This window comes from Corynebacterium ammoniagenes DSM 20306, from assembly GCF_001941425.1.
GTDB classification, from domain to species: Bacteria; Actinomycetota; Actinomycetes; order Mycobacteriales; family Mycobacteriaceae; genus Corynebacterium; species Corynebacterium ammoniagenes.
In genome coordinates, this window is the sequence record NZ_CP009244.1 from 29,640 (window position 1) to 51,324 (window position 21,685).

Annotated in this window: 19 protein-coding genes, 1 tRNA gene and 3 pseudogenes; 8 read left to right on the forward strand and 15 right to left on the reverse strand. The window is 57.8% G+C overall.

Annotated features, from left to right (window positions below; translation table 11 throughout):
• Nucleotides 1-7 precede the first annotated feature (7 nt).
• On the reverse strand, nucleotides 8-877 hold the full coding sequence (locus tag CAMM_RS00150) for a DODA-type extradiol aromatic ring-opening family dioxygenase (protein ID WP_003847080.1): 870 nt from the start codon (nucleotides 875-877) through the stop codon (nucleotides 8-10).
• Between the two features lie 127 nt (nucleotides 878-1,004).
• On the opposite strand from CAMM_RS00150, the gene CAMM_RS00155 reads away from it, so the two are divergent.
• Entirely contained in the window at nucleotides 1,005-1,508 is a 504-nt protein-coding gene (locus CAMM_RS00155) for a MarR family winged helix-turn-helix transcriptional regulator (RefSeq protein WP_003847081.1), read from the forward strand.
• Between the two features lie 100 nt (nucleotides 1,509-1,608).
• A tRNA-Ala gene (locus CAMM_RS00160) sits at nucleotides 1,609-1,681 on the forward strand.
• A 63-nt stretch (nucleotides 1,682-1,744) separates the two neighbouring features.
• On the opposite strand, the gene CAMM_RS00165 is transcribed toward CAMM_RS00160, so the two are convergent.
• Together CAMM_RS00165 and cmtR are read right to left on the reverse strand one after the other, a co-directional pair.
• On the reverse strand, nucleotides 1,745-3,643 hold the full coding sequence (locus tag CAMM_RS00165; protein WP_003847083.1) for a heavy metal translocating P-type ATPase: 1,899 nt from the start codon (nucleotides 3,641-3,643) through the stop codon (nucleotides 1,745-1,747).
• A 1-nt stretch (nucleotide 3,644) separates the two neighbouring features.
• Nucleotides 3,645-4,004, reverse strand: coding sequence for a Cd(II)/Pb(II)-sensing metalloregulatory transcriptional regulator CmtR (gene cmtR / locus CAMM_RS00170; RefSeq protein ID WP_003847086.1), 360 nt, complete (start codon nucleotides 4,002-4,004; stop codon nucleotides 3,645-3,647).
• A 109-nt stretch (nucleotides 4,005-4,113) separates the two neighbouring features.
• On the opposite strand from cmtR, the gene CAMM_RS00175 reads away from it, so the two are divergent.
• On the forward strand, nucleotides 4,114-4,752 hold the full coding sequence (locus CAMM_RS00175; RefSeq protein ID WP_003847088.1) for an SRPBCC family protein: 639 nt from the start codon (nucleotides 4,114-4,116) through the stop codon (nucleotides 4,750-4,752).
• Between the two features lie 23 nt (nucleotides 4,753-4,775).
• On the opposite strand, the gene CAMM_RS00180 is transcribed toward CAMM_RS00175, so the two are convergent.
• The gene (locus tag CAMM_RS00180) at nucleotides 4,776-5,798 is read right to left on the reverse strand and encodes a zinc-dependent alcohol dehydrogenase family protein (RefSeq protein ID WP_040355314.1); all 1,023 of its coding nucleotides are present in this window, start codon (nucleotides 5,796-5,798) and stop codon (nucleotides 4,776-4,778) included.
• 150 nt (nucleotides 5,799-5,948) lie between these two features.
• On the opposite strand from CAMM_RS00180, the gene CAMM_RS00185 reads away from it, so the two are divergent.
• Nucleotides 5,949-6,368, forward strand: a complete 420-nt coding sequence (locus CAMM_RS00185; RefSeq protein ID WP_003847093.1) for a cupin domain-containing protein — start codon at nucleotides 5,949-5,951, stop codon at nucleotides 6,366-6,368.
• 32 nt (nucleotides 6,369-6,400) lie between these two features.
• Here CAMM_RS00185 and CAMM_RS00190 read toward each other — a convergent pair whose 3' ends face one another.
• Genes CAMM_RS00190 through CAMM_RS00200 form a run of 3 tightly spaced genes read right to left on the reverse strand, consistent with a single transcriptional unit; the run spans nucleotide 6,401 to nucleotide 10,910 of the window.
• Nucleotides 6,401-8,014 carry an amidohydrolase gene (locus CAMM_RS00190; protein ID WP_003847094.1) on the reverse strand — a complete coding sequence of 538 codons (1,614 nt, stop codon included), beginning with the start codon at nucleotides 8,012-8,014 and terminating at the stop codon, nucleotides 6,401-6,403.
• On the reverse strand, nucleotides 8,015-9,364 hold the full coding sequence (locus CAMM_RS00195) for an NAD(P)/FAD-dependent oxidoreductase (RefSeq protein WP_040355246.1): 1,350 nt from the start codon (nucleotides 9,362-9,364) through the stop codon (nucleotides 8,015-8,017). It abuts the gene before it with no gap.
• 58 nt (nucleotides 9,365-9,422) lie between these two features.
• On the reverse strand, nucleotides 9,423-10,910 hold the full coding sequence (locus tag CAMM_RS00200; RefSeq protein WP_075761497.1) for an APC family permease: 1,488 nt from the start codon (nucleotides 10,908-10,910) through the stop codon (nucleotides 9,423-9,425).
• Between the two features lie 216 nt (nucleotides 10,911-11,126).
• Here CAMM_RS00200 and CAMM_RS00205 point away from each other — a divergent pair, with 216 nt between their 5' ends.
• The 3 genes from CAMM_RS00205 to CAMM_RS00210 are packed head-to-tail and all read left to right on the forward strand — an operon-like array spanning nucleotide 11,127 to nucleotide 12,558.
• Nucleotides 11,127-11,717, forward strand: coding sequence for a TetR/AcrR family transcriptional regulator (locus CAMM_RS00205; protein WP_003848371.1), 591 nt, complete (start codon nucleotides 11,127-11,129; stop codon nucleotides 11,715-11,717).
• 58 nt (nucleotides 11,718-11,775) lie between these two features.
• Nucleotides 11,776-11,931 (forward strand): hypothetical protein, encoded by a 156-nt coding sequence (locus CAMM_RS13010; protein ID WP_003848373.1) that lies wholly within the window; start codon nucleotides 11,776-11,778, stop codon nucleotides 11,929-11,931.
• Between the two features lie 30 nt (nucleotides 11,932-11,961).
• Nucleotides 11,962-12,558 carry an aldo/keto reductase gene (locus CAMM_RS00210; RefSeq protein ID WP_240940970.1) on the forward strand — a complete coding sequence of 199 codons (597 nt, stop codon included), beginning with the start codon at nucleotides 11,962-11,964 and terminating at the stop codon, nucleotides 12,556-12,558.
• Nucleotides 12,559-12,625: 67 nt separating this feature from the next.
• Here CAMM_RS00210 and CAMM_RS12750 read toward each other — a convergent pair.
• The 4 genes and pseudogenes from CAMM_RS12750 to CAMM_RS00235 form a co-directional block, all read right to left on the reverse strand.
• Nucleotides 12,626-13,802: pseudogene (locus tag CAMM_RS12750) on the reverse strand (IS256 family transposase).
• 183 nt (nucleotides 13,803-13,985) lie between these two features.
• Nucleotides 13,986-14,426, reverse strand: coding sequence for a transposase (locus CAMM_RS13190; protein ID WP_077715779.1), 441 nt, complete (start codon nucleotides 14,424-14,426; stop codon nucleotides 13,986-13,988).
• A 217-nt stretch (nucleotides 14,427-14,643) separates the two neighbouring features.
• A complete protein-coding gene (locus tag CAMM_RS00230) occupies nucleotides 14,644-15,705 on the reverse strand; it encodes a hypothetical protein (protein WP_147581017.1) in 1,062 nt (353 codons plus the stop codon).
• Between the two features lie 518 nt (nucleotides 15,706-16,223).
• Nucleotides 16,224-16,464, reverse strand: a pseudogene (locus CAMM_RS00235) (IS6 family transposase); the annotation flags it as partial.
• Between the two features lie 230 nt (nucleotides 16,465-16,694).
• On the opposite strand from CAMM_RS00235, the gene CAMM_RS00245 reads away from it, so the two are divergent.
• A complete protein-coding gene (locus CAMM_RS00245) occupies nucleotides 16,695-18,101 on the forward strand; it encodes an MBL fold metallo-hydrolase (protein WP_003848352.1) in 1,407 nt (468 codons plus the stop codon).
• Between the two features lie 217 nt (nucleotides 18,102-18,318).
• Here CAMM_RS00245 and CAMM_RS00250 read toward each other — a convergent pair.
• The 4 genes and pseudogenes from CAMM_RS00250 to CAMM_RS00265 form a co-directional block, all read right to left on the reverse strand.
• Nucleotides 18,319-19,590, reverse strand: a pseudogene (locus tag CAMM_RS00250) (MFS transporter).
• Nucleotides 19,591-19,845: 255 nt separating this feature from the next.
• Nucleotides 19,846-20,709: a sulfite exporter TauE/SafE family protein gene (locus CAMM_RS00255; RefSeq protein ID WP_075761499.1), complete on the reverse strand. Its 864-nt coding sequence runs from the start codon at nucleotides 20,707-20,709 to the stop codon at nucleotides 19,846-19,848.
• A gap of 32 nt (nucleotides 20,710-20,741) precedes the next feature.
• Nucleotides 20,742-21,038, reverse strand: a complete 297-nt coding sequence (locus CAMM_RS00260; protein WP_003848340.1) for a rhodanese-like domain-containing protein — start codon at nucleotides 21,036-21,038, stop codon at nucleotides 20,742-20,744.
• A 43-nt stretch (nucleotides 21,039-21,081) separates the two neighbouring features.
• The gene (locus CAMM_RS00265; RefSeq protein ID WP_003848338.1) at nucleotides 21,082-21,675 is read right to left on the reverse strand and encodes a rhodanese-like domain-containing protein; all 594 of its coding nucleotides are present in this window, start codon (nucleotides 21,673-21,675) and stop codon (nucleotides 21,082-21,084) included.
• Nucleotides 21,676-21,685: the final 10 nt, after the last annotated feature.

The window sequence follows — 21,685 nt, forward strand, 5'->3', positions numbered from 1 at the left end:
CGGCGGATTAGTAGACCTCGATGGAGCGAATATGGTTGCCTAGCCCAACACGGTTAAATACGGTCCGCGCCGTGGTGGGATCATCAGCAGCGCCCATGGTCAGTAACAAGGGCACGAAATGGTCCGCAGTCGGGTGCGCAATTCGCGCGCCAGGGCCTTTAGCCAAGTAATCACGCAAAGAATCCACATCCCCGCGCGCGATAGTTTCGCCAGCCCAGTCATCAAAGTCCTGGATATAGGGTTGGAGTGAGGGATCGCGCATCACGGCAAAGCTATGTGTCATATAGCCCGAACCAACCACCAAGATTCCTTCTTCACGCAGACTGCGCAGCTTATTGCCTAATTCTTGCAGGTCGGATGGGTTCATCGAAGGCATGGATACTTGGATAACCGGTACATCACCGGCTGGGTACATGGCCATCATAGGGATAAATGCGCCGTGGTCTAGTCCGCGGTCGGTGAATTGGTGAACGGGGGAATATCCCAATAAACCAGCTACACGCTGGGCCAACTCAGTGGCATCTGGGGTTTCATACTTCAAGGTGTAGTAGCGCGGGTGGAAACCACCGAAGTCGTAGTACAACGGAGTGCCAGCTGCCGATGCAGAAATCGCCACCGGGGCATTTTCCCAGTGCGCGGAAATCATAACAACAGCACGCGGTTTCGGTAAGGACTGTGACCACTTGTAGAGGTAGCCCAACCATTCAGCGTCATCCAAGGTCGGGGGTGCGCCATGGCTGACAAAAAGTGCCGGTAGTGGCCCATCGCTGGGATCCCAGTGGCGTTGTTCGTGGGCACGCGGGATCGCCATGGCACGCAGATCGTCTAAAGCACCAGCGGGGCGTACCTGGGTGCGTGGATCGGGAAGAATGGACATATTTTCTCCTATACGCTTCAAGGCTTAAGTAAAAACTAACACGCGATACTTTAAAAGTAAAGCGATATTTAACAACTACCTGCTAGTCTGTGTTGAAATTGTTTCCCATTCTGATAGGCTGAGTCTTATGAATCGCACGGAAAATCAATCAGGAAAGGCTTCCGAACCTCAAACGCGTTGGCTCAATGATGAGCAAAAGGATGCCTTTTATACCCTCATGGCGTTGATTATTGAGGTGGATCGCTCACTAGATCATCAACTGACCCAAAATGCTGGCTTGAGCCACTTTGGCTATACCGCGCTGGCACGGCTATCGGAAGCGGACAATCGTTCCCTTCGGATGAGCGAATTGGCGGAAACGGCTAATGGTTCGTTGTCACGGTTATCGCAGGTTATCGCCAAGCTGGAGAAGAAGGGCTGGGTTACCCGCAGCGCGGATCCGGATGATGGGCGCTATACCGTCGCTACGCTTACCGATGCCGGCTATGACAAGGTAGTAGAAACTGCCCCCGGTCACGTTGAGCAGGTGCAAAAGGTGCTTTTTGATCCCTTGACTAAGACGCAAGTGCAGCAAGTCCACACCATTGGGCAACGAATTTTGCGCCGGATTAAAGAAGTGGATGCCAAGTAATTTCACCGGCAATCGGTATTAGTGTAAGCAGCCGTTTTGCTTGAGTAACGTGCGAAGAGTACCCTAAATACCTAGCGCAAGCTTGTAAAAGCGCGAGCTTGGGGCATTAGCTCAATTGGTAGAGCACCTGCTTTGCAAGCAGGAGGTCAGGAGTTCGATTCTCCTATGCTCCACAAGAGAAGGGCTTGGTAGAAAAATCTACCAAGCCCTTGTTCATTGCCTAGCCGCATTAAGGATTAGGCCAAGAGTTGGCTCCGGCGGGTGCGTGCTGCACGCAGGCCATTGAGGATGACTAAGACTTCGGCAACTTCGTGAATGAGAACGACAGTGGCAAGTCCCAGGACACCGAATAGTGCGAGCGGGAGCAGGGCAATGATGATTAATAACGACAAGATGATGTTTTGATTCATAATGCGACGCCCGCGGCGACCGTGGGCGAGTGCCTGTGGAATCAGCCGCAGGTCGTTTCCGGTAAAGGCAATATCAGCGGACTCAATGGCGGCGTCTGAACCGGTGGCTCCCATCGCGATGCCGACATCAGCGGACGCAAGCGCCGGACTATCGTTGATGCCATCGCCAATCATCGCGACCGTTTCGTCTACGCCAAGTTCCTTAATCGCGGCGGCTTTATCCTGTGGACGCAGCTGCGCGCGCACGTTTGTAATGCCAGCTTGGGAGGCAAGGGCCCGCGCCGTGTGGTTATTGTCGCCGGTGAGCATCGTCGTTGTGATGCCTTGGTCGTTGAGGGTTTGAATAACCTCGGGAACCTCTGCCCGTAATTCATCGCGCACCCCGATGGCCCCGATCAAGGAATTATGGTGATGCACCATCACCACGGACATGCCCTGGTGTTCTAACTCGTCTACGCGTTCAGCAAGCACGCCGGCATCAAGCCAGCGAGGGTTGCCAACAGCCACCGATACGCCATTAATAATGCCGGTGACTCCCTGCCCGGCCTGCTCCGATGTATCGGTGGCGGGCAAAGGTTGGGATGCTCCACTTGTAATTGCCTGGGCGAGTGGATGTGTACTGTGCTGCTCTAACCCAGCTGCAAGGTTGAGCACCTCGTCCTCGGTTGCATTATTGGTTGTCACAACCGCAGTAACGGTGGGTTCATTACGGGTTAATGTGCCAGTTTTATCAAGCGCTACGTGCTTAATATCGCCGAAGCGTTCAAAGGTTGCACCAGATTTGATGATCACTCCGAACTTGCTGGCCGAGCCGATGGCTGCCACGACGGTAATAGGAACAGAAATTGCCAGTGAGCACGGCGATGCAGCGACTAGTACAACCAGCGCGCGCGTGATCCACAGTTCCGGATCTCCGAATAGAGCTCCGAGCAGAGCAACGAGACCAGCGAGGATCAAAACCCCTGGTACCAAAGGACGGGCAATGCGATCAGCGATGCGTGCACGATGGCCCTTTTCGGATTGGGCCTTTTCCACCAATTCCACCATCGTGGTCAGGGAGTTATCTCCTCCCGCAGCGGTCGTCTCCACTTCCAGCAGGGCGGAGGTGTTCACAGCTCCGGCAGCAACCTCATCCCCGGGTCCAACTGTCACTGGGATGGACTCGCCCGTAATCGCGGAGGTATCTACGCTGCTGCGTCCAGATTTCACAAGGGCATCGGTGGCAACCCTTTCTCCGGGGCGCACCACCATGATTTGGCCTACTTTTAAGTCTGCCGCCGCAATCGTGACCGGGGATCCGTCGATGAGGACTGTTGCGGTATCCGGGACAAGTTTTAATAGGGCTCGCAGTCCATTGCGAGCGCGATCCATTGCCTTGTCCTCCAAGGCCTCCACGATGGAATACAAAAACGCGAGTGCAGCTGCTTCTGCGACATAACCGAGAATGACCGCGCCAACCGCACTGATTGTCATCAGCAGGCTAATGCCGAGTTTGCCCTGAAAAAGATTGCGAATTGCGCCAGGGGTAAAGGTGAAGGCTCCCAGCAGCAAACCAACCCAAAACAGGACAAGGGCAGGGGTGTCTACCCCGAGCCACTGGCAAACAAGGCCCGCGAGCAGCGCGATCCCTGAGAGTACGGGCAGGAGAATTTCCCTATCTTTCCACCAGGGGGCGTCGCCGTCATGGACGTCTTGAGGCTTTTCGATGTGCGTTGCTGTCGTCATTCTAAGCACTTCTTTCTGGCTCGCAGCAGCCGGGAACCTCGCACTGCGGATCGATGCACGGTGCGTTTTCATCAACAGCAAGGGTGACATTAACCAGTGCGTTCAAAGCAGCAGCGAGGTGGGGATCAGCAATGGAGTAGCGCGTTTGCCGGCCTTCGGGCTCGGCTATGACAATGCCGCAATCACGCAGGCACGTTAGATGGTTTGAAACATTCGAGCGGGTGAGCCCTAAAGCGCGCGATAAGACCGCAGGATAGCTGGGGGCTTCCAAGAGCGTCAGCAGAATTCGTGAGCGCGTGGGATCTGCCATGGCGCGTCCCAGGCGGTTCATCACATCAAGTTTGGTCTGATTGGTCAGCATGCACTGATCATACAGTGTATGCTGTACTATCTTCAATCCAATGACAAGAATTCATGCGGTATTCGCCGCCTCACGCAGGCATAATTGACGAAGAAGAGGTGAATGAAAAATGATCAATAATGAAAATATCAATAACACCCACCGCGAGATCGGCAATGCGCCCGTGACCAGCGGCGAGGGCCGTTCGGTGTTGCTGCGCCGAAACTACACGGCGTCAGTAGAAAGGGTGTGGAACGCACTAACCCAGCGTGAAGAGTTGGCGCAATGGTTTGGCCAGGTAGATGGCCAGCTGCGTACCGGAGGGACCTTTCAAGTCCAAGACAATGCTGGGGGAGACATCCTCGAGTGTGATGAGCCGCAGATGTATAAAGTCACATGGGCGATGGGCCCCGGCATGTCCACGGAGCTGTCTTTACGTCTTTTTGCCGACGGTGAGGCAACCACTGTCGAAGTAGAGCACTCCACCCCAGCGGAAATCTTTGATGAGCTGCTCAATAGCTATGGCCCCGGCGGCACGATTGGCATTGGTGTGGGCTGGGATCTCAGCCTCGTAGCGCTTGGCATGTACCTTGATGGGACAGCCTTTGATGTCGCCACCTGGGAAGATGTTCCGGAGACCAAGGAATTTGCCGCAGCAGCTTGCGATGCCTGGGGCGTGGTTGCGCAAAACGCCTGGGATATCGCTGATGCAGATATGGCCCCGGCGATTGCGTTTGCGAAAGCCCAGTACGCGCCGGATTCGCACTAGTTGTCAGGTAGTTACCTGGTGTTTTACAGCGTCAGCATGACCTTGGTGGCGCGGCGTTCATCCATGGCCTTGTAGGCTTCCGCTGCTTCTTCGATGGGTAGGACCAGGTCGAAGACAGCGCCAGGATTGATCTGATCGGTCATGATGAGATCAATAAGCTCCGGCAAAAAGCGGCGCACTGGCGCTGGTCCACCGAGCAGACCCACGGTGGATACAAAAAGATCAGTGCCGTCGAGTTCCACGCCATGGCTTACTCCCACAAAGCCCACGTGACCGCCTGGGCGCGTCGCGCCGATAGCTTGGGTCATGGATTCTTGGGTACCCACCGCCTCAATGGTGGAGTGCGCGCCGTAGCCACCGGTGAGCTCTTTGATCTTGGCAACGCCAACATCACCTCGTTCTTCCACGATATCGGTGGCACCGAACTGGCGCGCCAAAGCTTGGCGGTCAGCGTGCCGGGACATCGCGATAATACGCTCCGCACCCATCTGTTTTGCCGCGAGAATACCCAGCAGGCCAACAGCACCATCGCCGACTACGGCAACAGTCTTGCCCGGTCCTACTTGCGCGGCGTCAGCGGCAAACCAGCCCGTGCCCAAGACATCGGAGGCAGCCAGCAAACTCTTCGTCTGTTCCTCATTAGGGGTGCCATGGACTTTGACCAGGGTGCCATCGGCAAGCGGAATGCGTGCGTAATCTGCCTGCGTGCCAATCGAACCCATCATGACCTGGTGAATACAGCGGGATTGAAAGCCTGCCTCGCAAATTTCACAAGTGTTATCGGAGGCAACAAAAGAACCCACGACAAAATCACCGACTTCAACGGTGGAGACATCCTCGCCGATTTCCTCCACGACACCGATGTACTCATGGCCCATGTGCGAAGGTCCCTGCACGTCTTCCAAGTCACGGTAAGGCCACAGGTCAGAACCGCAGACACACGCTGCAGTAACACGAATAACGGCATCGGTGGGTTCCACAATGGAGGATTTTGCAACGTCCTCGACTCGGATATCGCCGGGGGCGTGTAGAACTACTTGGCGCATACTTTTCTCCTTGAGATCATCTATAAGAACGTGCTTCAACAAACGCACCATAATACGCCCTGATCCTTTTCTTACCCTGTGATCTAGAACGCAGTCGGTCTAGGGTGGAAGAAGAAACTGTCACAGCCTTGAGCAATATCAGGAGTAACGATGAGCCAGAACAATTTTGAGCAAATTTTTGCCACCGGGGAGACCAACGATGAATTAGCTGAGTATTTCATCGGTCAAAGCTATCGCGCACCGCTTGTCGATGGCACCGTGCCCGTTGCCAACATCACCTTTGAACCGGGGTGCCGCAATAATTGGCACATTCACCACGGTGACAATGGTGCCGGGGATCAGATCTTGTTGTGCACCGCGGGCTCTGGTTGGTACCAAGCCGAGGGCGAAGAAGCGGTGAGTTTAGAACCCGGTAGTGCTATTAGCATTCCCGCAGGGCTGAAGCACTGGCACGGTGCCAAGGCCGACTCGTGGTTTAGCCACCTTGCCTTTATCACTCCCGGCGAAGGCGTGCGCAACGAATGGCTTGAACCAGTCACCGACGAAGAATACGGCCAGCTGCCGAGTTAGCTTCTTATCCCGGCTACCCACCGTCCGAGCACCTAGGTGTTGTGAACTTCTGCGATGTCACCTGTAAAGATATTGCGGTCGATTGCGATGAAATCGGCGGATTTTCCGGGTTCGATCGTGCCAGTTTCATCGCCGATGCCCAGGGCTTGTGCTGATTGTCGGGTAAATGCGGCCATGGCCTGGTGCAGTGTGATGGCCTGATTGATATTGACCGTGCGATCGCCGTAGTTGGCATCGGATTGGTCAGCAGCGGCTTGGCGGGTGACCATACCTTCGATACCCAACCAGGGGTTTAAAACAGGCAGGCCAACCGGCCAATCGGAACCGCCCGCGATGAGAGCGCCGGTGGAGAGCAGGTCTTTGAAACGCCAGATATTCGCCATCGTTTCGTCGGTGACGAAATCCGAGATGCCATCGGTAAGCGGGCTTGGAAACCACATAAATGGACAGGCGTCAGCAGCGACGTTGAGCTCCGCGAAGCGCGGGAGATCCTGCTCGGAGATAAACGACATATGGGCAATCTGCATCGCGGGACCGCCGCCTGCGTCCTGGCGGACGATTTCAGCGGCATCGAGAGCCTGGCGCACCGACGCATCACCGGTGGCGTGCAGCTTGGCATCAAGTCCCAACTCCGCACAGCGGCGCAACGCGGCCACGAGATCATCCAAAGTCCAGTAGAGCTCACCGCGGAAGTTCGGATCGTGGCTGGAGTGATTGCCTTTATACGGATTTAACAGCGCGGTAGTATGCGTGGTGGGAACTCCATCTAAAACGAACTTCGCAAAGCGCGGCTTGACGTGCTCGCTTTCAAATTTCATGCCGGCGGCGAAGAGTTGTTCGCCCACGGTGCCGTCTTCAATGAAGGGCCGAATGGGCATCGATGCAATCACGCGCATGTCCAACGCGCCGGATTCTTCCAAAGCAGCTAGACCCGCAAAGTGCGGGAGCATGGTCGCGGCGTCTTGCACGGTGGTTATCCCCAGCGCAGCCAGACGATCTAGTGCGGTGCGTAGTGCTTTAACCTGGCGCTTTTGCGGATCAACGTGGGACCTAGCAGCGACACCTTCGGCCACCGCGCAGGCTAGCTCGCATAAAGCGCCGGTAAGCCGGCCTTGATCATCGCGAACGTACGTGCCGCCTTCCGGGTCAGGGGAGCCAGCGGTGATACCCATGGCTTCAAAAGCGGCGGTGTTGATCTGCCGGTTGTGCATGGTGTCATCGCGCAGAAGCACCAGATGGCCGTGGAAAGCTTCATCGAGTTTTTCTAGAAACTCCACGTTATTCAGTGTGGGCAGCACACCGCTGCCGATGATGCCGCCAATGACCCACTCACCCGGTTTCAGGCGCGACGTCCACTCGCGTACCTTCGCCAAGATAGTTTCAGCATCGTCGGTGGGATCTAAAGCCAGCTCGTGGGCCAATTGGGTACCGCCGAGGCTTAGGTGCAGGTGGCCATCGATAAGCCCTGGCGTAACAATGCCCTTATCAATGGTGATGGTCTCATGCTGCTCACCAACCTGGTCCTCGACGTGTTGCTGCGTTCCGGTGGCGATGATGCGGCCATCTGCAACGGCAAAAGCTTCGACCCAGTCATCATCAGCAACACCGGTCCAAATCTTTCCGGTGTATACGGTTGTCTGCGTCATTTACTGTTCCTTTGTCTCCCGCATGCTGTTGATGACCTGGCGGGCGGTGGTCATGCCTTTTTCTAGCGCGCCGTCGACGCAGACGCCGCGCCAGCCGTAGGCATAATCGGAGCCGGCGAAGAATAACTGCGAATCGATGTCGTCGAAAAGGCTCCAACCTTGGGTGAATTGGCCCTTGCGCAGGGTTCCCCAGGCCTGGCCAGCCCACTTATCGGCAACCCAGTTGTGGCCGGTGGTATCGACAACCTCGAGGTCATCGCGCCATTGGTTGATAACAGCTTGGGCGTCTTCGATGGAGTTGAGATCAATATTGGTGTTGTCGTAGCCAAATCCGACCAGGATGGTGGTGTCGTCATCCATGAAGTATTCGGAGCGCACCACGGACATCTTGGCTGGCTTTGGTGCATAGCCTAGGAAGCGGTGGTGACCTTTGATCTTGATCCAGATCTTCGCACCTTGGGAGTTCCACTTGTCATCGATAACGCTTTGTACAGCATCGGGCAGGGCAGGGGAGAATTCAATATTGCTCAGCGCGCCCACTGGCACGGTGCAGATTACTGCCGATGCTTCGATGACCTCACCCGATTCGGTAGTTACGGTTGCGCCATTGTCATGGTGCTCAACCTTCGCCACCGGGGTATTCAGGCGGATATCGGTGTTGAGGTCGCCGGCGATGCCATCGTAAAGCGAGCGCATGCCGTTATTCAGCTTCCACTTCAAGGTGATATCTTCCATCACGCGGTAGCGGTTATCGGACAGCGCGCCCCATTGCTTCGCCATCAACGCGGAGCCGGTGTATGGGTCGCCGATGTATCCGGCGCACCAGAAGGCATCGACAAGATCGATAGTTTCTTGGTCGAAACCGGCTTCTTTCACCAGGTCAATGGCATTTGTCTGGTCATCGGAAAGAAAGCGCTCCCGCACTTCAGCTGGGCCATCGAAGTCATCTGAGAGAACCCATAGCGGATCATGCGGGTTAGGGAAGTACTCTTCACTGCCTTCATAGGTCACGCCCATTGCAGCGGTGAGCTTTTCATCCAGGTCATCCTCGGTGCCTTTGACTACCTTGCCGTCCGTTACCCAGTGGGCATCATTGCCGGAAGGAGACGCCGTGATTTCAGTGCGCTGACCATAGCGCATGATCTCAGTCCAGGTGTGGGCTTGGAACCAGTGCACCCAGGTAGCGCCCAATTCCAGCGGGCGACCCATTCGCTCTTCGGTCCAAGCACGCCCGCCGATGCGGTCTTTGGCCTCCAAGATTTCATACTCAATGCCGGCGGTTTGCAGCTCGCGCGCGGCAACGAGGCCTGCGAATCCGGCACCGATGATGACAACTTTGTTCTTAGACATGATTAAGGTTTCCTTTTCTTGAAGTGAAAAATGTTGATGGCTTCGAGTAGGCAAACGCCTACACCGGCGCCGCGGGCGCAGGTTCTATCTCCGCTACCTCGCCCGTGATGTGCGCGGAGTTCATGGTGTTGCGGCGGATTAAAATCTCACCCCAGATAAGGCCAATGAGCCCGGATCCCAAGATGATGGCCGGCATGATCCAAATCATGAAGAAGTCTTCGGTGTCCATCATGAGGTTGAAGTTGATGAGAATCAGCGCGGTTACCGCCGCCATACCAATGCCGGCGAGCAGCGGCGCGATGGTTTTCACGAACACGCTGTATTCGCGGTGGTAACGGTTCGCCCACACCATTACAGCGAAGCTGGTGATAGCCAGCAGGAAGGTCAGGCCAAAGGCCGCGGCGTTGGTAAACCAGGTAAATAAGGTCACCACTGGAAACAGGAATTCTTGTTCCGAGCCACTGCCGACGATGGCAAAGACGGCCAGCACGACAATCGCCAGGATGGATTGCGCCAGAGAGCCACCAATCGGCGCACCGTTCTTCGCGGTTCTTCCGAAGGCTGCAGGAAGAACCCCGGATTGCCCAAGGGAGAAGAAATACCTTGCCGCAGCATTGTGAAAAGCAATCAACGCCGCCATGAGGCTGGTGACAAAAAGCAGGTGCGCGGCATTGGATGCGGTGGTGCTAAAGTCCGCGAGCCAGACAAAGACCAGGTCGGGACCAAATTCTTGCGCTTGGCTAACGATGCTCCCTGGACCCACGCCCATCTGCAACGCCCACGCCGAGAACGCATAAAAAGCAGCGATAATGCCGACGGCAATATATGTTGCACGTGAAACAGTACGCTCAGGGTTCTTGGCTTCCTCGGAGTAGATAGCGCCGGATTCAAAGCCCATAAACGCGGCCATCGTAAAGGCTAGAAGCACACCGATGCCTGGGGTGAAGAACTGATCCGGCTGCCAACCGCTGGTGCTGACTCCTTCTGGGGCATTGGCAATCGCCATGACGGAGAAGACAATGACCACCAAGAATTCCAAGGTGACGATGACGCCAAGTACCTTGGCCGAGAAATCGATGTTGTTCACGCCCAAGATGCCAACGATGAGCCATCCCACGATGCCAAGCAACCACCAGGGAAGCTCAATTCCGGCCAATGCTGTCAAAGCATTGGCCGCGGAGAACCCGAAGAGTCCATAAAGGCCAATCTGCATGAGGTTATACGCAACGAGCGCCAAAATAGCGCCCGCGATTCCTTGGCGCAGTCCCAAGCCACGCGCAATGAAGACGTAGAAAGCGCCTGAGGATTGAATCTGGCTGGCCATGCGCCCGTAGCCCACGGCGAAAAGCGCCAGGATGATGCCAAGCACCACGTACCCGATGGGCACTCCGAGCAGTCCTGCAACCGCGTAGTTAGTGGGCGCACCACCAGCGAGCACTGTCAAAGGTGCCGATGCCGCGATGATGATAAATACCAATGACGCCGTGGACAGCTTTCCGCTTTTGAGCCCATTGCGAGTGTCTTGTTGTGACGGTGAAGTAGCCATATCGGTCTTTTCTGCCGGGAATAAGGATTGACGTGAATCTCTCTACGTTCTTAAAGTGGTTCACGACACGTTTAAGTTCTACTAGTGTAGAGGATAAACTTGAAGTGACGCATTGGCAAGGGGATATCTGAAATTAGTTTGAACCACGCAACAACCAACTTGAGCAGCGAGAGTGCTTAGTACAATGTCAACAGCACTATTGAGTGGAGAAAATGAATGCCAAAAGTAGTTGACCATGTACAGCGCAAGCGGGAGCTTGTTGAATCAACGTGGCGGGTTATTGCGCGCCGGGGACTAGCTGGTGCCACTATGCGGCAGATTGCTGAAGAAGCAGGCTATGCCAATGGTGCGTTAAAGCCGTATTTTCCCACCAAGATGGACCTTTTAGAGGCCACGTTTGAACACGTTTATAGCTCCACTGAAGAGCGTATTGGCAAGTCCATCGAAGGCCTGCGTGGGTTTGAAGCAGTGCGTGCGATGTGCCTGGAAGTCCTTCCGTTTACTGAACGACTGCGTGATGAGGCGCGGATAGTTGTGTCATTCTGGGACAGTGCTGCCCAAGATGAAAAACGTGCGGCACTAGCTGCGGTTTCAACGAATCGGTGGTGCGAGATGATAGCCACCATGCTCAAGGAAGCTAAAGAAGATGGGCTGCTTCGTTCAATTTCCAACGTTGAAAGCACGGCAGAGATACTGGTGGTTTTCTTGCAAGGCTCGCAGATTACCGCGGTGATGGATCCGGAAGGATTTAGTAAACAAAGGATCATTAACCAGCTGGAGGCGTATTTGGATCTTCTGCGCGTATAAAGGGCTAGACTCGCGCAAAACTAATCCGAGAGAGTTTTGAGCCTAGAGGAGGATTCATATGCGGAGCGTTGAACTAGGCAGCAGCGGGCAACAAGTACCCAACATGATCGCGGGAATGATGCGCATCGGAGATAAGACTGATGCGGAAATTCGTGAGCTTTATGATTCCGCGCGTGAAGCGGGCGTGAGCTACTTCGATCATGCGGATCTTTAGGGTTTCAACTTTCCTGATGGTGGATACCACCTGTGTGAGCGTAGGTTTGCAGAAGCCGTGAAGCTTTCTTCGTCCGAGCGCGAGGGCATTGTTCTGCAGTCGAAGACAGGAATCGTTGAAGATCCGTGGGGCTATGACCAGTCTTATGAACACATTGTTGCTTCAGTAGATGAGTCCTTGAAATCATTGAATACGGACTACCTTGATGTGCTGTTGCTGCACCGTCCCGATGCACTGGTGGAACCAGAAGAAGTAGCGCGTGCCTTTGATGAACTTGAGGCAGCCGGCAAGGTGCGTGCCTTTGGCGTATCGAACCACACTCCGCGTCAGATTGATCTGCTCAAGACTGCTGTGAAACAGCCACTTCTTGTGAACCAGGTGCAGTTTTCTATCACGCATTCTTCGTTGATTGCGCAGGGGATGACATCCAATATGACAACGTCGGATGATGCGTTTACGCGCGATGGTGGCGGTCTAGTGGACTACGCGCGGGTGAATAAGATTACGCTGCAGGCATGGTCGCCAATTCAAATAGGCCATGAGCCCGGCATTTTCTTAGGTTCCCTAGACTATCCGGAACTCAACGCTGAGATTGAAGGTGCTGTTGCAAAGAGGAATTCCAGATGACTAACTATTTGTTAGTGTGCAGTGCAATGCTGGTGCCGGATCCGCCGTTTTCGTCGAAAACGCGAGTTTACAACAGCACCGTCTTTGTCTGCTCCAGACTGGTCAACGACATATAGCGTTTCTGCTGAATCCAGTCATCATGCTGCTCCGCGAGTACCGCCCCGACCAGACGAACCACTGCGTCCCGGTTTGGGAAGATGCCGACGACGTCGGTACGCCGGCGGATCTCTCGGTTCAACCGCTCGGTCGGATTATTCGACCAGACCTTCGTCCACACCGCCTTCGGGGCGTTCGTGAACGCCAGCAGCTCATGCAGAGCTTCCTCCAGATAATCCGCCACCTGCGGGAACTTTTCCTGACAGAACGCCACGACCTCCCGGGCCTGCTTCCATACTGCGTCGGCGTCCGGCACCTGAAAGATCGTGTGAAACATCGCCGACAAGGTCGGCCACTTAAGTCTTCGATACCAAGCCAGAGAGGTTCTTCGAAAAGTGCGTGCGGCACTGCTGCCAGGGCGCATTCGGTAGGATCTCGCCGATAGCGTGCTGGATGCCCAGGTGCGCGTCGCTGGTGACCAGGTAGACCTGATTAAGACCCCGGGCCTTGAGGTCCCTAAAGAAACCCGTCCAGGAGGCCACCGACTCTGCGGTGGCGACCTGCATACCGAGTAGTTCCCGGTAGCCAACAACACCGAGGTTTTGACGACGCGGCCGCCTTCGCGGACCTTCATGGTCAAGGCGTCACAGGAGACGTACAGGTAGGGGCCGGTATCCAGCGGCCGGGTATGAAAATCCTCGACCATAGAGTCCAGGTCTTTGGACATCTCGGATACCTGTGACTTCGAGAGATTGTTGATGCCCAGTGAGGCGACCAGGTCGTTCATCCTGCGGGTGGAGACACCCTTGAGATAGCAGGTCGCGATCACCGTGGTCAGGGCGCGTTCGGCCCGGGTGCGTCGTTCCAGCAGCCAGTCGGGGAAGAACGACCCTGCCCGAAGCTTCGGGACCGCGACATCTACGGTGCCAACCCTGGTGTCGAGGTCGCGGTGACGGTAACCGTTGCGGACGTTGGTACGGGCCTGGCTGGTGGTGGCGTAATCAGCACCGCAGATCTGGTCTGCTTGGGTGGACAGGATCTTCGTTGATGAAGCCCTGGAGCATCTGTCTCATCAAGTCCGGGGAGGCTTGGGACAGCAGGTCGTCGAGATAGGTGGTCGGATCGATAGAATAAGGGCCAGCGGCCATCGTGGGTTCCCTTTCGAGGAGATGTAGGAGTTGATTCGAAAGGTGACTTTGGTGGTCGCCCACGTCTTCCATGGGGCCCTCACCGACAGCTACAGATACACCACGCTAAAGGACGTAACCGAGGCGTCGCCGGCGGGTGGAAAGCCGCAGATTTCCAGGCGTAGTACGAGGACCGGTTGATCCTCAGGACTTGGCACAACCGCTTGACCTGATAGAGGTCTCGGTGGTCATCAACGAATCGGAAGCGGCTCTACCTGGTCGTCTCTCCCGCGAAATATTTCGCGGCCTTGGCAGCAGGATATCGCGCTCGGTTGGGAGTTTCTGCGTCTCCGAGCGCAGGTGCTGGACTTCTTTGTGCAGGCGCAACAGCTCGTCGGTGGGGTCTTCGGCGGTGCGGCTGGGCTGGACGCCGCGGGCCTTGCGGGCGGCGTAGACCCAGTTCTTCAGCGTCGCCCGGCTGATCCCGAGGTCCACGGCGATCGGGGAGAACGAGGCGCCTGTGGTGTCCTCATAGAGTCGGACCGCGTCCGTCTTGAACTCATCGGTGTAGGTGTTCTTCGCCCATGGTGGTTTCTCGCATTCTCCGGCCCATTTTGGGCCGGGGTCAGCGTGTTCACCAAACAGGGGACGGCCCCGTAGTCTTGCTGGTGGGACTGTTTGTTTGGTTTTTCTTCACACATTAATCGAAACAGGCAGTCCCCTTTTTATGTCCCCGCGACACGCCCCAGAGCGGCGATCGGACTGCGAGCGCTAAACCCCTATGAATAAGCCTCAATCCCCACAGGGCGCTCATGATGTTTATCCGGTGGCAGTCATGCCCCGTGTCTTGGCTTGGTGAGAATTAGCAGTTGTTCTCGTTGGCGTCTTGGCGTTGTTTGAATCGTTGTGCCAGGCGTTTGCCGTGGGTGAGTTCTCGAATGGTGTCTTCGCTATCGAAATTCGATCCGAGAGCACCCGCAACGGTGCCCATCGAGGCGCTGAGCCAGGCGATATCAACGTAGTTCCCGAGGGAGGCTTCCGCACCGATTTTCGATGACATGAATCCGGATTCGATGACACCTATTTCCCCGATGAGAATGCCGATAAATAGTACCAGGTAGAGCAAGATGACCGACAGCAGGAGAGTGGCCACGGTGGAGGCGTTATACATGGCGGCTTCGGTCAGGTCGCCTAGTTTTCGTGAATGTTCCCACAACCTGTTGGCACCGATCAGCCAGAGCACCATGGTCACAATGACCATCGCGGTAATCAGACCCAGTCGCCAGCTGGGCAAAGCGTCCGCCATTTCCCAAATTGAGGAGTAGAAGATGCCGAACGCCCCAGTTCCCGCCGCGGCAGCGAGTACTCCCGACAACTTCGATACCGTCGACAGGGGCTCATTGGTACGTACCATGCCCAGGACCAGTCGGAGTCTGCCCGGTCGCCACCAGGGAGAGGTGATGTAGACGGACCGGCCGGAACGAGACTCCTGCTCGTAGACCACCCCGGAGTCGGATGTGTGCTGGTCGGTTCCGGGTGTCTGCTGGTCGGCGAGAGCGTCCAGGGAGTCGAACAGTACATGGCGAAGTCTCTGGGTCACGCCCTGCCATCCCAGTGCTGGTAGGGAAATGATGACCAGACCTTCCCCGTAGTGCAGCGCGGCGATCTTGGGTTTTCGCCCGGCACGGCGGGGGATTTCGGTGACGATGGCCAGTAGATCTACGTCATCGTCTCGTGCCCATCCTCGAACGGTGTCGAGATCGAGCGTGCCATCTGGGCGCGCTGGGGTTCGACTTTTGTGGTGGGAGAAAAGATATCTGCCGACAGTTTTCTCTCCGTCATTGCCATCACCGAGGACACGTGAGACAGTGCGGGACGGTAGGCCAGGGTCGGCAAAAATAGCAACGCGCACTGGTTGGTTCATGAGGGCCATTATAGGGCCATTATTCGGAGGAACCCACTATTTCACAACCTGCCTGGGCCGACGCTGGTGCGCACTCACGGCGGTGCCGAAATCGAAGGATTCATCAGTCTCGAGCAAATGAGTGCCGAGCGCTTTATACGGATCAAGTCATCGATTAGTCATGATGCTCCAGAAAATCTATTACTGAAGGCCGGCCTGCAACTTCAAACTGGAATCATCGGGACGAGGGTAGCGTCGGTTCCTGGCGTGGTGATGAATTCAGAGCTACTCGGCATCATTCCTAGCGCAGTGGTTGAGAGCCTTGGCTGGTCCGACCGGACACAGATTTTGCCCAATCCGACCAGTGCTGAACCTATGGAAGTGTCGTTGATGTCAAGGGTGAAGCAACGCCGAACGAGGCCACAGAGGTGCTGTTGCAAACATGAATTCCGGATCACTAACTATTTGTTGGTGTGCAGCGCAACGCTGGTACCGGATCCGCCGTTTTCGACGAGAACGCGAGTTTGCAACAGCACCCTCTCATCCACCCGCCAGGAACTGGCCTGCCAGTCAGGTACCTGCCGGTACCACCGTGTTTGCTTGTCCAGCTCAGGGGCATATTTCTGGACCCAGCGGTAGATCGTGGTGTGATCGACCGGCACGCCCCGCTGAAGTCATCATTTCCTCCAGATCGCGGTAGCTCACCCCGTAGCGGCAGTACCACCGCACTGCCCACAGAATGATGTCACGGGGGAAATGACGACCGGAGAAGATACCCATGGCTGTGATTATTTCACGTCGCTTTTCCTACTGCCCCAACTTTGCAACAGCACCCTTAGTCCTTCAGCATCAATCCACTTCAAAAGCGAACAGGGCCCGCAAGGGGCGTCTGAAGCTGCGTTGTTTAAAGGGCCCCACCATTGCGGAATACCCCGTGGGGTATTATGGTTGTGGTGTATGACCGAGGAGAACTTCCCCGGTTGCCCCCGATTTCCTGTGAAGGAGAAACCATGCTCATCGAGCGCATCTACGACAAGGACCTGGCTCAGGCCAGCTACTTTATCGGCTGTCAGGCCAAGAACACGGCCGTGGTAGTCGATCCCCGCCGAGATATCGACGTCTACCAGGCAATGGCAGAAAAGAACGGTATGACGATCGTCGCCGTGGCCGAGACCCACATCCACGCCGATTACCTCTCAGGCACCCGGGAGCTGGCCGCAGCCGTTGGGGCGGATGTTTATGTCTCAGGTGAGGGTGGACAGGACTGGCAGTACGAGTTTGATGCCCAGCGGCTGTACGACGGTGACGAGATCCGTATCGGCAACATCACCATCGCGGCCGTCCACACCCCCGGCCACACGCCAGAGCATCTGTCCTTCCTGGTCACCGACGGTGCATTTGCCGATGAACCCGGCTACATGCTCACCGGTGACTTCGTTTTCGCCGGGGATCTGGGCCGACCCGATCTACTGGATGAGGCCGCCGGGGGTGTGGATACCCGTTTTGAAGGGGCTCAGCAGATGTTCGCCAGCCTGCGGGACAAGTTCCTCACCCTGCCCGACCACGTCCAGGTCTTCCCCGGTCACGGGGCGGGTTCTGCCTGCGGTAAGGCGTTGGGGTCTGTTCCTTCCACGACGGTCGGTTACGAGCGGAAATACTCCTGGTGGGGCCGCTATCTGGCCGACAATGACGAGCAGGGCTTCATCGATGAGCTGCTTGATGGTCAGCCTGATGCCCCGGCCTACTTCGGCCGGATGAAAAGGCAGAATCGTCGTGGTCCGGCCATCATGGGTGAGCGCGCCCCCCTCGCCGAGCTGGATGCCGCGACTGTCGCCGCCCAGTTGGAGGCCGATGAGGTGGCCTTCGTCGACACCCGCTTCGCCGATCAGGTCCACACCGGCACCGTTACCCGCGCCCTGAACATCCCGGCGGGCGGCTCGGTGGCCACCTACGCCGCCTGGGTCGTCGACCCGGAGAAAGATGCCCGTCCGTTGGTCCTGTTGGCCGAGGATCAGGAGTCCGCGCAGGAATTTTGGGACCACCTGGTGCGCGTGGGTATCGATACCGTCGCCGGCTATCTGACCAGTATCGAGGCGCTGCCGCAGGTTATGCCACAGGTGATCAATCCCGCCAAGCTCGAGTCCTTCGACGTCGCAGAGCTGCTTGATGTGCGGGCGAAGAGCGAGTACACCGCCGGGCACATCCCCGGGGCTACCCAGCTCCACGGCGGGCGGGTGCTGTGGAACCTGGACCAGCTCCCCGGAGAGGGGGCCATCGTGACCTACTGCCAGAGCGGTACTCGCAGTTCTGTAGCGGCCAGCGGTCTGCGCAATGCGGGCTTCGACGTGGTTGAACTGGAAGGCTCTTACGAGGGATGGCTCAACCACCAGGCCAAGGTGGATGCCACCCAGCGCTAGTTGAAACCGTGACAGGAGGGACCGTTCCATCAGGGACGGTCCCTCTTGCGATTCATCCTTGCCCCTTCCTGGAGATGGCCATGGGGATTAAGCGGGATTAGGGGGCTCACGCTCGTCGGATGTGAGTTCATGTCCCGCGGCACTGCTACGGTGCGGTCCTCTATCTCTCAAGACACAGAAAGGGGAGGTGGAACTAGGCACCGGTGGCAGGGGGGGCTCAGGCCGAAATCCCCGCATGCACTCGCGGATGTGTCTCGTATAGGCGTACTGCCACCACCAGTGCGGAGACCGCGCTGATAACTGCAGCCACCCACACGGCGGCATGCAGGCCCATGAGGTCGGCGACCATCCCACCGAGCAAGGCGCCAGCAGCGTAACCGAGGTCCCGCCGCACTCGGTCGACACCCACCGTGCGGTCCCGCTGGGCGGGGCGGGCGACATCGCCGACCACAGCCAACAGGGTGGGATAGACCAGGGCGGTGCCTGCCCCGAGGACGACCGTGCCGACAGCCCAATCCGGGAAACCCCTAAGGGCGATAACCACCAATCCCACGGCCTGGATGGCCATGCCGCTGGCAATAAAGGGTTTGCGGCCATACCTGTCGGAGGCCGCACCAGTAATCAGCTGCCCAACACCCCATACCCCGGGGTAGAGGGCGCCGAGCACCCCGATCTGGGTCAGGCTCAGCTCCGCGGTGGCAAACAGCAGGGGGGAACAGGCCCCAGGACAGTCCGAAGTTGAGGTTGTTGACCAACCCCGCCTGGCTGGCGGCGGACAGTGCTGGCTCGCGGATGCTGGTGTCGAGGAAGATATCCGAGTTGGTCCACATCGGAATAGGGGCATCAGGGTCGGGGCGGTTGGTTTCAGCAGCCTCCAAGTCAGCGTGGTCCCGGGTTTCACGTACCCCCAGGTGCTAATGCCCAGGGCAAGGACGGCGTAGGCCAGACCCAGTAGAAACGGGGCGGGGCACAAACCGTGGGTTTCAGCCAGGTGGCCGGCGAACAGGGAAGTGACCGCGACCGCGGCATGCCCGGCGGCTTCGTTAAGACCCACCGCCAGGCCCCGATGGGCAGGCCCTGCGAGATCGATTTTCGTCACCACGGTCGTTGACCAGGTCAGACCCTGGTTAAACCCGAGCAAGACGTTGGCGGCGATCGCCCACCATCAGGTCGGGGCGAGGATGAGCATGACTGGCACTGGCAAGGCAATCAACCAGCCGATCAGCAGGACCGGTTTGTGTCCGTACCGGTCCGACCACGTTCCGGCAAACCAGTTGGCGGCGGCCTTGGTCGCCCCGCAGGCAGCGATATAGGTGAATACGAAGGTGTAACCGGTCAGGCCGAATTCATGCTCGGCGAGTAGGAGAAGTACGGTCTGTTGTTGACCGATCATGCCGCCCACCAGGGCGTTGACCACCACCAGGAGGGTCAACTGTGTGGCGTTGGCCCGCAAACCCAGCACAGGGGCAGGCGATCGGCCAGCACACATGAAAACTGCTGTCAGAGATCAGCTAATGTCCACAGGCCGGTGATGGGGGAATCGGGACAGCAGGCGGATTCACAAGCCCAGGCAACGAAGCGGAGGAGGCCTGCGCAACAGCCAAGGCGTGTCCTCGACTCCGTGACCGAGGTGGGTGGCCTCCGGTCAACGGCGCGGGGACACGCCTTGGCTGATGAACTGGGTCGGTGAGCACGCTTGCAGGTGATGGGTGCGGGCACCGGGGATGGAAAAGTGGTGAGCCCTCTACCGGGTGGCGGCGGTGGTCCGCAGGGGGCAGGTGGGAACAGTGGACCAACAAACGGTTGCGGCGACGGCCACAAGAGCGGCAGCGATAGCAGCGATGCCGGTGGTGTTGAAAAGCTCCTGGATGAGGACAAAGACACCCATCACCAGGACAAAGACACCGAAGCCCTTGCGCAGCAGTGCTTCAGGGATGCGTCCAGCCAGGCGGGATCCGAGCAACGAGCCAAGGATCGCGGCAACAGTGACCGCACCCACCAGGGCCCAGTCCAGTTCGACGGAGGTGAGGTAGCCGGCCAGGCCAGCAAACGACTTCATGGTGATAACCACCAGGGAGGTGCCTACGGCCACCGGCATGGACAACCCACCCAGCAAAGCCAACGCGGGGACGACGAGGAACCCACCACCCGCGCCCACCAGACCGGTGATCACACCGACGACCAGACCGTCGAGGATCACCCTGCCCAGGGGCAGATCACGGTCTTTGACCTCACCGGCGGAGCCCTTGCGGCCACGGATCATTGCGATGGAGGTGGCGATCATCATCAACGCGAACGCGACCATCAACACCACGCTGGGGATGTGCCCGCCGAGCAATCCGCCGCCGAAAGCACCCGCCATGCCGGCGGCGCCGAAGATTACGCCGGTGCGCCACTTTACCCGGCGGTTGCGCGCGTGGTTGATCGCGCTGACCGCAGAAGTCACACCGACGACGAACAGGGAGGCGGCGATGGCTTCCTTCGGGTCGAGTCCAGCAACATAGGTCAAGATGGGCACGGTGAGGATCGATCCGCCGCCGCCGAGCAGGCCGAGCGACAGGCCGATCAGGATCGACAACAACAAGGTGAGGATAAGCGTGAGGGGCATGGGGTGTCCTAGTCGGGTAGCCGGGGTCTGGGTCAGCGGGTGGGTAGGCCGGCCCGCTGCCAGGCGGTCATCCCGCCGGCCATGGTATCGGCTGTGTACCCCGCCTGGTTGAGGGCATCGGCCACCGCAGCACTGCGGTTACCGCTACGGCACACGACAATAATGGGCCGGTCCTTATCAAGGTCGCCGAGTCGGGAGCCCAGTTGACCCATCGGAATGTGAAGGGCACCGGGAATCATGCCCTCGGCTACCTCGAAGCCCTCCCGAACGTCGAGGATTTGATCCTGGGTGTAGCGCTTCTGGGCGTCGGGGACGGTGATTTCTGCCATGGTCGTTCTCCTTATGGCGCTTAGGGGGGTAGAGAGTGGGGGATTAGGCTAACGGGTGGGGGATCTGGTTGATGGCCTCGTCTGCGGTGGGGGCAGCGGTGGTCTTGTTCCAGGGCATCACCGACAGGGCCTTGCCCATCGCGCAGGTGTTGGTCACTCCGGAAAATGTCAGGCCAGCGCCAATGGCTCCGGCGACGGTGCGCAGTTTCGGGGAGAGGAACTTACCGCCCACCAGGCCGGTGACAACGAGGGAACCGGCGACCAGGCGCACCTGACGCTCGAGGTCCCAACGCTGGGCACCTCGGACGACGTCTCCTCCGGCGGCGGCGAAGGCACTGACCCCACCGGTGAGCACCTGGGCGGTTTCCACCCCGGCGGCTCCGAGACGTTGGCGGGCCTGCTCCGCGCGGACACCGGACTGGCAGACCAGGATCACGCGCTCACCGAGACGCTCGGCGAGCTGTTCGGTGTGCTCGGAGACTAGCGGCAGTGGCACGTTGTAGGAACCACGGATGTGCAGGGCCTCAAATTCAGCCGGGGAGCGCACGTCAATGGCAACGAGGTCCTTGTGGTCGGTGATCCACTGGCGCACGGTGGCCGGCTCGACGGTAGTAATGGTGGTAGAAGGCGAGTTCATGGAGATCCTT